We start from the raw sequence: 13165 nt of genomic DNA on the forward strand, positions 1-13165 counted from the left end.
AACACCCCCGTTCGGGCTGAGCTTGTCGAAGCCTTGCGCCCTCGCCCACCAGCCCTTCGACAGGCTCAGGGCGGACGGAATCCACTGAGCAGCACGGCAATCAACGCTCCTAATTAAATAGCTATATGCCCAACCCACATCTGGGCCAGAGCCCTATTTCCCTCACATTGCACCACTGCGTGAGCGCGCGCTCCTTCCGTCCGCTATGGATGCTGGAGGAGCTGCAGGCGCCCTACACGCTGGCCATGCTGCCGTTTCCGCCGCGCGCGCTGGCACGCGACTACATGGCGCGCAACCCGTTGGGCACGGTGCCGCTGCTGGAACACGGCGCGCTGCGCATGACCGAGTCCGCCGCCATGTGCGAATACCTGCCGCGCCGGCTCGACCCGGCCAACACAAGCGGCCTGGCCGTGCGCGAGGACGAGCCCGACTACGGCGCCTGGCTCAACTGGCTGCACCACGGCGAAGCCACCCTCACCTTCCCGCAAACCATCGTGCTGCGCTACGGCCGCTTCGAGCCGCCCGAGCGCCTCCTGCCCCAAGCAGCAGACGACTACGCCAAGTGGTTCCAGGCACGGCTGCGCGGCATAGCCGCGGTGCTGGCGCACAACGAATACCTGTGCGCCGGCCGCTTCACCGGCGCCGACGTGTCGGTGGGCTACGCGCTGATGCTGGGCGAGCTGGTCGGCCTGCAGTCGCGCTACCCGCAAGCAGTGCAAGACTATTGGGCGCGGCTGCAGCAACGCGATGGGTACCAGCGGGCGCTGGCGGCGCAAGAGGCTGCGGCGTTGGCGCAAGGGGTGTCGGTGCAGGCCGCGGCGTTGGCTGGGGGCTGAGCAAGGCCGCCATGCCCCTGTAGCGTCAGCCCACCGGCGTAAGCAGCGCCGCCCCCGCAAAGTGCCGCTCGGCGTTCTCCAGAAAGCGCACGACCGAGGCATGGATGGCCTGCGGCGAGATGCCGCCGATGTGCGGCGTGAGGATGGCGTTGTCAAAGGCTAATAGCGCCGCGGGCGGCGTGGGCTCGCCCTCGTACACATCCAGCGCGGCGGCCCAGATGCGCTGGTCGCCCAAGGCATCGGCCACGGCCTGGGTGTCGACCACGGTGCCGCGCGCGATGTTCACCAGCACGCCCTGCGGGCCCAGCGCGGTGAGGATGGCGGCATCGACCATGTGGTGGGTTTCCTTGCCGCCGGGCGCGGCCACCACCAGGAAGTCGCACCACTCGGCCAGCGCCAGCGGGCTGTCGAAGTAGCGGTAGCCGGTCTCATCGCGGCGGCTGCGGTTGTAGTAGCCGATCTCCATGTGAAAACCGCGCGCGCGGTGCGCGATCTTCTGGCCAATGGCGCCCAGGCCGATGATGCCCATGCGCCGGAACGACACATGCGGCGGCCGCGGAATGTCGTCGCGCCACAGGCCATGGCGCACGCCCTTGTTCAGAAACGGCAGGCGGCGGATGGCCGCCAGCAGGATCATCATGGCGTGGTCGGCCACGCATTCGTCGTTGGTGCCGGCCGCATTGGCCACGGCGATGCCACGCGCGCGGGCATGGGCCACGGCCACGTTCTCGTAGCCCACGCCCACGGTGCAAATCAGCTCCAGCCGGGGCAGCGCATCGATCTCTTCGACCAGCAGGCCGTTGGTGCCATTGGTCAGCACCACGCGGATGTCCGCACCGCGCGCGGCGATCTGCGCGGCACCGCGCGAACGGTCAGCGCCCAAGCCATCGTTGGGCGCATAAATCATGTCGAAGCGCTCAGCGACCAGGGCGCGGTGTTCTTCAGACAAAAAGACAAGGACGAGCAGCAGAGGTTTCATGGATGGATGGGCAAGGTTCTTGGTAGGCCTATTCGGCACGCGCGCCGGACAGTTGCACGAGCTTGCCCCATTTGTCGATCTCGGTGCCCAGCAGTTGCCTGAACTCGGCCGGCGAGTTGCCCACCGGCGTGGAGCCCTGTTCGGCAAAGGTCTTGCGCACCACGGGGTCCTGCAGCACCTTGCGGATGGCCGCATTCAGCCGCGCGATGACCGCCGGCGGCGTGCGCGCCGGGGCAAACACGCCGTTCCACAGCACGACCTCGAAGCCGGGCAGTGCCTCGGCCACGGCGGGCACGTTCGGCAGGCGCGCGGAGCGCTCCGGGGTGGTCACGGCCAGGGCGCGCAGCTTGCCGCCATCGATGTAGGGCAGCACCTCCACCAGCGGCGAGAACACGGCCTGGATCTGTCCCGCGATCAGGTCGGCATTGGCCGGCGCGCCGCCCTTGTAGGGCACGTGCACCATCTGGCCCTGCGCCATGCTGTTGAACAGCGCCCCCGACAAATGCTGCGAGGTGCCGTTGCCGGCCGAGCCGTAGTTGACCGGCGCCCGCTTCTCGCGCACATAGGCCACAAACTCCGACAGCGTGCGTGCCGGCACATCGTTGTTGACCATCAGCACATTGGGGATCAGCGCCACCTGCGCGACCGGCGCCAGGTCCTTCTGCAGGTCGAAGGCCTGGGTCTTGAACAAGGTCACGTTGGTGGCGATGGTGCTGGTGGCCATCAGCAGGGTGTAGCCATCCGGCTCGGCCTTGGCCACGTAGGCCGCACCGATGTTGCCGCCGGCGCCGGCGCGGTTGTCGACGATGACGGTCTGGCCCAGCTCGGCGCGCAGCTTGTCGGCCAGCAGCCGCGCCGTGGTGTCGGTGCTGCCGCCAGGCGCCAGCGGCACGACCAGCGAGATGGTGCGCTCGGGCCACTCGCCGGCATGCGCAATGCCGGCCAGGGCCAGGATCAGGGAGGTGGCCAGCAAGGCCTTGCCGCAGAAGCTTGGGATGGTGCTCATGGCTTGTCTCTTTAGTTATGGAAATCAGCAGAACGGGCCCATGGGGCCACTGGTCTAGCGCCAATGCTGCTCGGTTGAATCAATACCCCGTGCGGGCTGAGCTTGTCGACGCCCGCGCCTGGCGGCCCTTCGACAAGCTCAAGGCGAACGGAGTCAACTGAACAGCATGGGCCTAGCGCTGGCCGTCACCCACCGCAATCTTGTCGGCGCGCAGGCCGCCCAGGCGCTCGTGCACCCGGCTGCCGGTGGACATCACCAGCGCATACAGCAGCTCGTCCGGGCGCGGGCTGTCGATGGCGCCTACATCCATGGTGCTGAAATGGCTGCGCACATAGCAGGCTTCTATGTGATGCATCGGGATCTGCAGGCGCGTGCCGGCCGAGGCCACCACCTTGGCCGCGGGCACGATGGACTTGGCCTGCGGCAGCTCGGCGCGCATCGACCAGCCACCGGCCTCGTGCCAGATCGCACCGTGCTCCAGCTCGCCGTTCAGGCCGACGATGGCGCCCTTGCCATAGGCCTGGATCTTGTCCGCGCCGCCCAGCGCGGCCAACAGCTCGGGCACCAAGGTCTTGGCCAGCTCGGTCGCGTCCTTCACCAAGCCCGACAGGTCTTCTACGTAGCGCCCGGCATAGGGGTTGTGGATCACCACCGCGATCGAGCCCATCGTTACCGGCTGGGCCGGCGCAGGCCCGCCCTCGTGGTAGATCGTCTCGACATTAAGCAGCTTCTTGCGGATGCGGATAAGGGACATGGGGAAAGACTCCTGATGGAAAGTGAACGAAGAAAAGAGCGGCTGGCGCAGGCCCGGCTACTGCGGCTGCATGCCTGCATCGCGAAACACCTTGGACCATTTGCCGATCTCGGTATCTATCAGCCGCCCGAAGGCTTCGGGGGTGGACGACATGGGCGTGAGGCCTGAGGTCTCGAAGCGCTTCTTCAGCGCTTCCGTCGCCAGCACCTCGCGCAATGCGGCAGACACCCGCGCCACCACGGCCGGTGGCGTGCCGGCCGGCGCGGCCATGCCAAACCACACGTTGAGGTCGTAGTCAGGCAGGCCGGCCTCGGCCAGGGACGGCACCTCTGGCGCCAGCGGCGAGCGCTTGCGCGAGGTCACGCCCAGCGCGGTGACCCGGCCGGCACGCGCCTGCTGCAGGCCGTTGACCAAATCAGCGATGGTGAAGTGCACCACCCCGCCGATCAGGTCGGTCATGACCTGCGGCACGCCGCGATAGGCCACCGGCGTGGCGGTGAAGTCGCCCATGGAGACAACCTGCGCGCCGCACAGCTGCGCGCTGCCCGAGCCGTACCCGTAAGAGAGCTTGCCCGGATGGCTGCGGCCGTAGTCGATCAGCTCCCTGAGGTTCTTCACCGGCAGTTCCTTGCTGGACACCAGCAAGAAGGGCGCCTCGGCGATGCTGCCTATCGGCGTGAAGTCCTTGCGCGGGTCGTACTGCAGCGCACGAAAGGCGCTGACATTGCTCGCCCCGGTGCTGACACCCACCATGAGCAGCGTGTAGCCGTCGGGCGCGGCCTTGACCGCCGACACGGTGCCTACGATGCCGTTGGCGCCTGCCAGGTTGTCGATCACCACCGGCTGCCCCAGCTGTGCGGCCATGCCGTCAGACAAAGCCCGCGCCACCACGTCGGTGATGCTGCCCGCCGGGAACGGCACCACCAGGCGGATCGGTTTCTCGGGATAGGCGGCCGCAGCGCACAGCGGCAAGGCGCACAGCAGCGCCAGCAGGTATCTCTTCATGGTTTGTCTCTTTGTTTATTTTTGGGTTCTTCGAAGTGCGCAGCCGCTCAGCTTGCCGGCGCCTTGCCAAACTGCACGCCCGCCCAGGCCTCCAGGTGCCGGATCGGATAGACGTTGTCCTTGTCGCCGTCGCCCTGGGTAATGGCAAAGGCCAGAAACTGGCGCGCGGCCGGCCCGACCTGCATGGGCACGCCGAGCTTCTCGGCCTCGTCTATGCACATCTTCACGTCCTTGTGCAGCAGCTCGGTGGTGAAGCGCACCGGAAAACTGCGGTCCAGCACGCACTGGGGAATACGCTCCAGCGTGGCAAACGAGCGGCCGCTGGAGACATTGATCACGTCCAGCATGGTCTTGGCATCAAGCCCGGCCTTGGTGCCATAGACCAGCGCCTCGCAGCTCGCCACCATGCTGGCCGCATAGAGCGTGTTGTTGATGATCTTCATGGTCTGGCCCAGGCTCGGGTCGGCGCCCAGGTAGAAGATGTTCTTGCCCAGCGCGCGCAGCAGCGGCTCCACTTCCTTGAAGGCCGCCTCGGGGCCCGAGGGCATGACCGCCAGCGTGCCCTTCTCCGCGGCCACGGTGCCGCCGCTTACCGGCGCGCCCACCAGCGCAATGCCACGCGCCTGCAGCAGGGCCGCGACCTCATGCGTGACCGAAGGGCCGGTGGTGGACAAATCGACCACGGTGCGCACCGCGCTGCCCTGGGCCACCTGAGCCGCCACCTCGGCCACGATGCGCGGCAGCGGCAGGCACAGCAGCACGATCTCGACCTGCGAGGCCAGCGCCACGACGCTCTCTGCGCCCTGCGCGCCCCGGCCCAGCAGCCGCTCCTGGGCCTGCGGGCTGCGGTCGTACACGACCAGTTCATGGCCTGCGGCCAGCAAACGGCAGCCAAAGTGAAAGCCGATGTTGCCGAGTCCTATCAATCCGATTTTCATGAGGCAGCGCTCTCCGTGGTGGGTGTCCGGTGCCAGGCGGGCCTGGCGTGCGTCGGAATCCTAGGAGCGCTGCCGCGCGGCGGCGAGTGCTGTTTCTGCGGCGGGGTATAGCCTGAGGTTAAGAGCTGGCTCCGCCCGCCAGCGACAGCATCAGCATCTCGATGAACTTGTCCGCATGTGTCTTGCGGGTGTCGAACACCGAGCGCACCACGCTGGGCGTGAGGCGGATCTCCTCCGCCAACGGCAGCACCTGCAGATCGTCCTGCACCATGCCATCCACCGTGAACTGGTCCACCATGGCGACGCCCGCGCCCGCACGCACCAGGGAGCAGGCCACGTCGGTCAGGTGGATGTCGATGCGCGCGGCCAGCGTGACGCCCGCCTTGCGAAACGCCGCCGACACCAATTGGCCAAAGGGAATGCTGGGATGGTGGGCAATCAGCGGGTAGCGCGCCAGTTCCGCAATGGCCACCGCCGGCAACTGGGCCAGCGCATGCCCACGCGGCACCACACACACCATGCGCCCTTCGGTGAAGGGCTGCACGGTCAGGTTGGGATGCTCCAGCGGCAGCACCGAGATCGCCAGGTCAACCTTGTTGCTCAGCACCTCTTGCGCCATGCTGTTGAGCAGGGTCGTGTGGTAGTTGACGCGGATATTGGGGTAGCGCTGCACAAAGCGCGTAATGGCGCGCGGCACCAGGCCACGGCTCAGGCAAGGGCTGGACGCCAGGTTGAGCGTGCCAGACGGCCCCTGCGCCAGGCCACGCGCAAAGTCGTCTATGCGCAGCGCCTGCTGGTAGAAATCGTCCACCTCGCGGAACAACGCCTCGCCCTCGGGCGTAGGCACCAGCTTGCCCTTGATGCGGTTGAACAGCGCCAGGCCCAGCGTCTGCTCAGTGTGCGAGACGATGCGGCTGACCGCAGGCTGGGAGATGAACAGCAGCTTGGCCGCACCGTTGATGGAGCCGGTCAGCATCACGGCCCGGAAGACCTCCATCTGCCGGAGTCTGAATTTCATGTGCGGCTCCTGCGCGTGGGTTCAGGCTCACGCCTGGAGGGCTTCAAAGCGTAGCACGGGCCTACCGGCGCGGCGTTTATCCTTGCGCCCTCTTCTCACGCTCCGCACCATGGGCGAATTCGACCTCATCAAGAAATACTTCCACCGCCCCGCCCTGCGCTCGCCGCTGGGCGTGGGCGACGACTGCGCGCTGCTGGCGCCTGGCCCCGGCATGCAGTTGGCCGTATCCACCGACATGCTCGTTGAAGGCCGGCACTTCCTCTCCACCGTAGACCCGGCGCGCCTGGGCCACAAGGCACTGGCCGTGAACCTGAGCGACCTGGCCGCCTGCGGCGCCAAGCCGCTGGCCTTCACGCTGGCGTTGTCATTGCCCTATGTGGACGAGGCCTGGCTGGCTGGCTTCTCGCGCGGGTTGCTGGCGCTGGCCGACGCGCATGGCTGCGAGCTGGTCGGCGGCGACACCACGCGCGGCCCGCTCAACATCTGCATCACCGTGTTCGGCGAAGTCCCCACCGGCCAGGCCCTGCTGCGCAGCGGCGCACGCCCCGGCGACGACCTATGGGTCAGCGGCACGCTGGGCGACGCGCGGCTGGCACTGGAAGTGTTCCGCGGCACGCTGTCGGTGCCCGCCGCCATCTTCGACGCCGCCCGCCTGCGCATGGAAACCCCCACGCCCCGCGTAGCCCTGGGCCAGGCCCTGCGCGGCATCGCCACCAGCGCGGTAGACATCAGCGACGGCCTGCTCGGCGACCTGGGCCACGTACTGCGCGCCAGCAATACCGGCGCCGTGATCGACACCCTCATTGCTTCTGAATTGATAGCTTCATGCCAAGGTCCTGCCTGGGCTGAAGGCATATTTCCTTCAAATAAACGCCTGGAGTTCGTCCTGGCCGGCGGCGACGACTACGAACTGGCCTTCACCGCCCCGCCCGAAGCCAGCGCCCGCGTGGAGGCAGCAGCCGCCGCCAGCGGCACGCCGGTCACCCGCATTGGTTGGATCGAGGCCGAGGTTGGTGTGCGGTTGATGGATGCGGATGGGGCGCCGGTGGAGGGGGTGTTTGGGGCGTTTGATCACTTTGGGTGAAGGTGGGTGCGGCGCCCTGCAGGGAGGGTTTCGCTGGCTGGAGCCAGCGAGCTGCACCGAGGCAAGCGGTATTGGAGAAGGCGAGAGGACGCTCGTTTGAGAATGGGAGGCAGCTTTGAGCTCAAAGCGGAAGCTCGGATTTCTCCGAAGCGGACGTTCAAATACCCTTCGACTTTCTGGCCCGCTGGCCTCACGTGCGGCGATTTTATGATCGCCTCTCGTGAGCGACCTTCTATTTAGATGTAGCAGAGTCGTGCGGCGATGGTGCCAATTGCGGATGGGGTAGAACCGCACCTCTCATCGTCGAGAGGAAGTTGGCGGCTTGGGGTAGCGAGTGCTTTTGTTCTTCTGTCAATTCGTACACGGTCGCGATAAGCCTATTCGAGGGGCGCTGTTTTCGAGAGAGCCTGTCGATAGTGACGGGGGCGGAACCTTCATGCTCACGAAGGAGCTTCGTGATCACGGACGTCCGAGTATTGAGCGAAGTGGCGAGGCGCCGATACAGCCCTGTTAGGTGGGTGTACGGCAAAGCTTCACCAAACTCGTCGATAAGCTGAAGCAGGGCCAGGAAAACATCATCGGCCGTTAGCTCGTCACTGAAAGAGGTATTTTTATCTTGGTTGCGACCGATGGCACGCGGCTCATCACGAAGCTTTAGCAAAGCAATGGTGCGCGGATAGAGCTCATCATCCATGAGATCGTTGCACAAATAGATGCGACAAGGCGTTTTCCCCGAACCGAACTTAAATTTGAGCAGCTTGGGAAACCCCGGTATTTCGCCTTTCAGCACCTTTCTAACCAGCCAAGACTCCTCCCCTGAGAGTCGCACTACGTATCTGACGAGGGCATCAAAATCGGGTAGCTTTTTTGTGGCCTGGGGAGCTTCAATCATCTCGCAAAGACTCGCGTAAACGTGGTCTATTCGCAAGGCTAGACTGGTTGGATCTCGAAGGGCCCCATCGAGGGCGAGGTCGAATTCGTCCGCTGGTGCTGCCAATGGACTCATCGTGCTTCGGGATGCAAGGATGGGGGCAACTGGCGAGCTAGCCGCCACGCTCTTCGCGCTTGTTGACGAAGGCGCCAAAGGAGGTAAGGTGAAACCAGCCGTGGGGAGTGCGCCTGTGCGGAAGGATGTGCGCAGGGACCGCTCAGCCTCTTGCCAAGCGGTATAGCTCTTGGCTAGTAGCTTGAACTTTGGAGACCATTCCCAATCGTCATTCAAGACAAAGATTCCTTTGTCGCCAAGAAGTAGCTGCTCTTGCACCAGCGAATGCACCAATACTGCTTGAGACCCTATAGGAATCCCGGTTAGCCGCTCAAGTTGATCGGGCTGGGGGAGTGATCGAGGGGTCTCGAAGGAAAGTGAGCGAACTATCGCCGCCAAGTAGTCGTCGAATGGGCGTAGTGCTTGGTACAACCTAAGTGGCGTGCTCTGCATAAACACGCCGCCAAAGCATACTAATCGGTTGACTGCCTCCCGCGAAAATACCGTACGGGGGATGGCCGCACAGTGGAGGATTAGTTGTAGGTACAGTGTTTTGAGCGCCAAAGGAAGATGATCGCTCAGGTGATTTTTTAGTTGAGCGAGGGTGAAGCCATGCTCGGCAAGCGCATCAAAGGCGGCCAAGAGAGCTAAATCCAAATCCTCTGGGCTTGGCCGTGACAACGGGGGCGTCACCTCCGGCGCACTACTGAGTTGTGCGAATGGGGCGTGCTTATGGGAAATTGGCTTGAGTAGCGTGATGCTATGACCGACAGGCGCGAATTCGCCCCCCGGGCGCATCCAAGCAATGAGTTCGGAAACTCGCTCACGGGGAATATCGCTTGCGACATGCCAAAGCGCATCAAACCATGCGTGGAGCTCCTTGAGCGCAGCGTCTTCGGTGATTCGTACGCCCAGCTCGGTCCGGCTCAGAACTCCGATTTTGGTGAGATTCGCCGACCCTACATAGGCCATTTTTGGCCCGATGACTGTTTTTGCGTGCACTCCCGAGAGGTGACGGACCTTGCCCAGATGTTCATGAATAAACTCCTCTGTGCGCACTCTCTCCTTGTGGTTTAGTGCACTCAGCCAAGCATCCACATCGGAAATCAGCTTCCAGCCTGAGCTACTTTCGAGGACACGCTCAAGGTAACTTAGCCCAATGTATGGGCTGACAACTTTTATTGCGTTCCCATGCGCAACCTCCAAAATCGTGGAGTCAAAAGGAGATGCGCTGCGCCTTTCTGCAGGGGAGTGGTACAGCAGCATTTTTATGGAAGTGGTGAGGGTTGAGGCGTCCTTTGAGGAGAACGTCTATTGGAATCATTCTGCCGCACCAACGCTATGAGCGACTTGTGCCAAACAATAGATTCAACTTTCTGAAGTAGCTTTTCAAACTCTCCTGTCGGCATTCGAGGACATCGTTTGCAGTTGGTCGCCCTCTGCCACTCGCCAGGATTCGAAGCCGCCGCCCTCCCATCCCCGACTATCCACAGCCCTGCACGGCCCGGCATCTACGCGGCAGCCAGAACGAGCCCCCCCCTTCCCTCCCGCGCAATCGGCTACAGCCTGCAAATACTGGTGGACAAACACCGCCAGGTAGACCTCCAGCATTCGTCCAGCAACCACTTCGGCAGCACCCCTAAACCGCAACCCGCACCGTATCCCGCCTCGCCTGCTTGGCCTTGAGCATCGCCAGATCCGCCCGGTGCAGCGTCTGCATGACGGATTCACCGTCGCGCAGGCCGGCGACACCGGCCGATACGGTGAGCCAGCCATCGGGGCGCGGCACCTCACCTCGGCCAGCAGGGTGCGCAGGCGGTCGGCCAGCGCCTGGGCCTTGTCTTCGCCCTGGTCCAGCAGCAGCACGCAGAACTCCTCCCCGCCCAGCCGGCCGAACACGTCGCTGTTGCGCAATGCTTGCTGCAGCACGTCAGGCATGCCGCGCACCCCGGCGAACCGCCTTTCATCTACTCCACCAGTGGCCCAACCCTTCCATCGAGAAGACGGCGCCGCTTGTGGCAAGCTACGGCTTGTTCAGCGCAATCGCGTCGGAGATCACGATGACCACCAAGCTTGAAGTCCTGGAAGCTGAAGCCCTGAAGCTTGCCCCTGCGGACCGCTCACACCTCCTCGAGCGCCTCATCGCGAGCCTCGACGCCGACCCCGAAGTCGAGGAAGCCTGGGAATTGGAAGCGGATCGAAGAGAGGCGTCATTGGATTTGGGCTCCGTAGCCGAAGTCTCTGCGCAGGACGCCATGAACCGCCTTCGGTCAAGGCTCGCTGGGTGACATATTCGCTTCACCCCGACGCTGGGCAAGACATCGCCGATGCCTTGGATTTCTATACCGAGCAGGCAGGCCTACTGGTAGCGCAGCGGTTCCTCGTCGTTCGCCACCAGCACAGAAGGTCTGGCTACGGCGGCGCAAGGCGGTAGCAGCGTGGCACGGCCCGGCATCTACGCAGCAGCCAGAGCGGGCACCTCCCGCAATCGCCGATGCGCCTCCCCCTCCCACGCAATGGGCTGCTGATTCTTCGCCTGCAGATAGTGGTGCGTAAACACCGCCAGGTAAGCCTCCAACGTCTGCCCCGCAACAACTTCATCCGCCAGGTGCATGCACAGGGCGGCGACCTCGCTGGTGCAGAAGTGGTCGTCGCGGCGGGAGCGGCGTAGCTTGTACTGCGATATCTGCTCGGGCTGCAGGCTGAGCACGGGCAACTGGGCGAGGTAGGGGCTTCTGCTGAACATCTTGCGGGCCTCGGTCCAGGTGCCGTCCAGCAGGATGAAGAGCGGGCGTTTGCCGGTGCCAGCGTCCGCCGGCTGCACGGTGTGCACCACCCGCTCGGGCGCGGCGTACTCGCCGGGGAACACGACATAGGCCTGCCACTGCGGGTCGGCCAGCAGGGCCAGCAATGCGGGGTCGGTCTCGGTGCGCGCCCAGCCAAAGGCAAAGGTGTCGGGCACCACGTCAGCGATCAGCCAGCCGGTGTTGCTGGGCTTGAGCGGCTCGATGTCGGCCATGAGCAAACACACCCCTGCGCGCGTGGGCACCGAGGGGCGCAGGCTGCACATGCAGTGGCTGGGCAACAGCCGGCAGCCCGCGCAGCGCTCGCGCTTGAAGCCGCCACGCGCCAGAAAAGGTTTGGTGGCGCGCGCCAGGCGGGCGGCGCGCAAGAGGGAGACGGCGTGGGGCATGCGGGGATTCTCGGGTATGCCTGCGGCTGGCTGCGGCATGCAGGCCGGCCGCACTCAGCGCGGGGCAGGCACGGCGTCCATCAACAGCGCGAGCGCTCCCTTGTCATAGCCCATGCGGACCACCACCAGGTCGTGTGACGGAATGATGAGCACGACATGTGCAGGATGTCTGTAATGCGGATCTGCTGGCGATGACGCTCTTGCCCATGGACCACGATTCCGGCGCCGAGGTATAGGCCTGCGGCAGCGCGAGTCGGTCAGCCCTCGCATGGCGGGCGTCCCAGCCGCCGCAGGCGCACTTCCAGCTCACGCACCAATTGCCGATCGCCGCGCCGCTGCGCCACGGCCAGGCCCTGCGTGAAGGCGCTGGCTGCTTGCGCGGCATCGTCCAGCGCCAACGCTATCAGCCCATGCAAACGCCATGCAGCAGCAAAGTCCGGGTCGAAATCCAGCGCGCGCACGATGTGTTCGCGCGCGGCCTCGAAGCCGCCGCTGCGGTGGTAGGCCAGCGCCAGGCCCATGCGCAGCAGCGCGCTGTCGCGGCCTTCGGCCAGCAGGCGCTCCAGGGGTTCGTGTTGCAGGCCCATTGCTTACCCACGGCGCTGCGCACCACCCGCCAGCACAAATGGCCGCAGAGCAGGCCATGCGAGAACCGCCGCGGAACTGGCTTTGCCAGGCCGCAGGCGGTGCCCCTTCGAAGGGGGCGAAGCGCGTAGCCTCGGGGTGGTCACAAGCATCAGCCCTTGGCCAAGGCGTAGCGGCGTGCCACCTCGGGCCAGTTCACCACATTGAAGAAGGCCGCGATGTACTCAGGCCGGCGGTTCTGGTACTGCAGGTAGTAGGCGTGCTCCCATACGTCCAGCGTGAGGATGGGCGTGGCGCCAGAACCCACGCCGGCCATCAGCGGGTTGTCCTGGTTGGGGCTGCTTTCCACCAGCAGCTTGCCGTCCTTGCCCACGCTGAGCCAGGCCCAGCCGCTGCCAAAGCGGCTGATGGCGGCCTTGGTGAAGGCTTCCTTGAACGCGTCGAAGCCGCCCAGCTCGCTGGCGATGGCCTGGGCCAGCTCACCACTGGGCAGGCCACCGGCGTTGGGCGCCATCACGGTCCAGAACAGGCTGTGGTTGTAGTGGCCGCCGCCGTTGTTGCGCACTGCCATGCGCTGGGTTTCGGGCAACTTGTCTAGGCCGGTCATCAGGGCCTCTACCGGCTGGCCGGCCAGTGGCGTGTCTTGCACGGCGGCGTTCAGGTTGTTGACGTAGGTCTGGTGGTGCTTGGCATGGTGGATTTCCATGGTGCGCGCATCGACGTGCGGTGCCAGTGCGTCGTAGGCATAGGCGAGCATGGGCAGGGTGTGGGTCGTCATGGTC

The 13165-nt window shown here is 65.0% G+C and carries 14 protein-coding genes; 3 read left to right on the forward strand and 11 right to left on the reverse strand.

What is annotated here, in order from left to right:
- Positions 1 to 125 precede the first annotated feature (125 nt).
- Entirely contained in the window at positions 126 to 836 is a 711-nt protein-coding gene (locus AAFF27_25875) for a glutathione S-transferase (protein XAH23368.1), read from the forward strand.
- A gap of 25 nt (positions 837 to 861) precedes the next feature.
- Here AAFF27_25875 and AAFF27_25880 read toward each other — a convergent pair whose 3' ends face one another.
- From AAFF27_25880 to AAFF27_25905, 6 genes are all read right to left on the reverse strand, one after another.
- Entirely contained in the window at positions 862 to 1815 is a 954-nt protein-coding gene (locus AAFF27_25880; GenBank protein ID XAH23369.1) for a 2-hydroxyacid dehydrogenase, read from the reverse strand.
- 28 nt (positions 1816 to 1843) lie between these two features.
- Positions 1844 to 2821: a tripartite tricarboxylate transporter substrate binding protein gene (locus tag AAFF27_25885; GenBank protein ID XAH23370.1), complete on the reverse strand. Its 978-nt coding sequence runs from the start codon at positions 2819 to 2821 to the stop codon at positions 1844 to 1846.
- Between the two features lie 172 nt (positions 2822 to 2993).
- Positions 2994 to 3575 carry an amino acid synthesis family protein gene (locus AAFF27_25890; GenBank protein ID XAH23371.1) on the reverse strand — a complete coding sequence of 194 codons (582 nt, stop codon included), beginning with the start codon at positions 3573 to 3575 and terminating at the stop codon, positions 2994 to 2996.
- Between the two features lie 57 nt (positions 3576 to 3632).
- Positions 3633 to 4580, reverse strand: a complete 948-nt coding sequence (locus AAFF27_25895; GenBank protein XAH23372.1) for a tripartite tricarboxylate transporter substrate binding protein — start codon at positions 4578 to 4580, stop codon at positions 3633 to 3635.
- Positions 4581 to 4627: 47 nt separating this feature from the next.
- Positions 4628 to 5518 carry an NAD(P)-dependent oxidoreductase gene (locus AAFF27_25900; GenBank protein ID XAH23373.1) on the reverse strand — a complete coding sequence of 297 codons (891 nt, stop codon included), beginning with the start codon at positions 5516 to 5518 and terminating at the stop codon, positions 4628 to 4630.
- A 118-nt stretch (positions 5519 to 5636) separates the two neighbouring features.
- On the reverse strand, positions 5637 to 6536 hold the full coding sequence (locus tag AAFF27_25905; protein ID XAH23374.1) for a LysR family transcriptional regulator: 900 nt from the start codon (positions 6534 to 6536) through the stop codon (positions 5637 to 5639).
- Between the two features lie 109 nt (positions 6537 to 6645).
- On the opposite strand from AAFF27_25905, the gene thiL reads away from it, so the two are divergent.
- Complete coding sequence (gene thiL, locus AAFF27_25910) at positions 6646 to 7620, forward strand: thiamine-phosphate kinase (GenBank protein ID XAH23375.1); 975 nt, start codon at positions 6646 to 6648, stop codon at positions 7618 to 7620.
- A gap of 232 nt (positions 7621 to 7852) precedes the next feature.
- On the opposite strand, the gene AAFF27_25915 is transcribed toward thiL, so the two are convergent.
- Together AAFF27_25915 and AAFF27_25920 are read right to left on the reverse strand one after the other, a co-directional pair.
- Positions 7853 to 9871 carry a phospholipase D-like domain-containing protein gene (locus AAFF27_25915; GenBank protein XAH23376.1) on the reverse strand — a complete coding sequence of 673 codons (2019 nt, stop codon included), beginning with the start codon at positions 9869 to 9871 and terminating at the stop codon, positions 7853 to 7855.
- A 373-nt stretch (positions 9872 to 10244) separates the two neighbouring features.
- Positions 10245 to 10394: a hypothetical protein gene (locus tag AAFF27_25920; GenBank protein XAH23377.1), complete on the reverse strand. Its 150-nt coding sequence runs from the start codon at positions 10392 to 10394 to the stop codon at positions 10245 to 10247.
- 271 nt (positions 10395 to 10665) lie between these two features.
- On the opposite strand from AAFF27_25920, the gene AAFF27_25925 reads away from it, so the two are divergent.
- Positions 10666 to 10893 (forward strand): addiction module protein, encoded by a 228-nt coding sequence (locus AAFF27_25925; protein ID XAH23378.1) that lies wholly within the window; start codon positions 10666 to 10668, stop codon positions 10891 to 10893.
- Positions 10894 to 11060: 167 nt separating this feature from the next.
- Here the strand turns inward: AAFF27_25925 and AAFF27_25930 are convergent, their stop codons facing one another.
- The 3 genes from AAFF27_25930 to AAFF27_25940 form a co-directional block, all read right to left on the reverse strand.
- Complete coding sequence (locus tag AAFF27_25930) at positions 11061 to 11798, reverse strand: tRNA-uridine aminocarboxypropyltransferase (GenBank protein ID XAH23379.1); 738 nt, start codon at positions 11796 to 11798, stop codon at positions 11061 to 11063.
- 257 nt (positions 11799 to 12055) lie between these two features.
- Positions 12056 to 12385: a hypothetical protein gene (locus AAFF27_25935; protein ID XAH23380.1), complete on the reverse strand. Its 330-nt coding sequence runs from the start codon at positions 12383 to 12385 to the stop codon at positions 12056 to 12058.
- A 149-nt stretch (positions 12386 to 12534) separates the two neighbouring features.
- Positions 12535 to 13161, reverse strand: a complete 627-nt coding sequence (locus AAFF27_25940) for a superoxide dismutase (GenBank protein ID XAH23381.1) — start codon at positions 13159 to 13161, stop codon at positions 12535 to 12537.
- Between the last annotated feature and the right edge of the window lie 4 nt (positions 13162 to 13165).

The sequence above is a fragment of the Xylophilus sp. GW821-FHT01B05 genome (assembly GCA_038961845.1).
Taxonomy (GTDB): Bacteria; Pseudomonadota; Gammaproteobacteria; order Burkholderiales; family Burkholderiaceae_C; genus Xylophilus.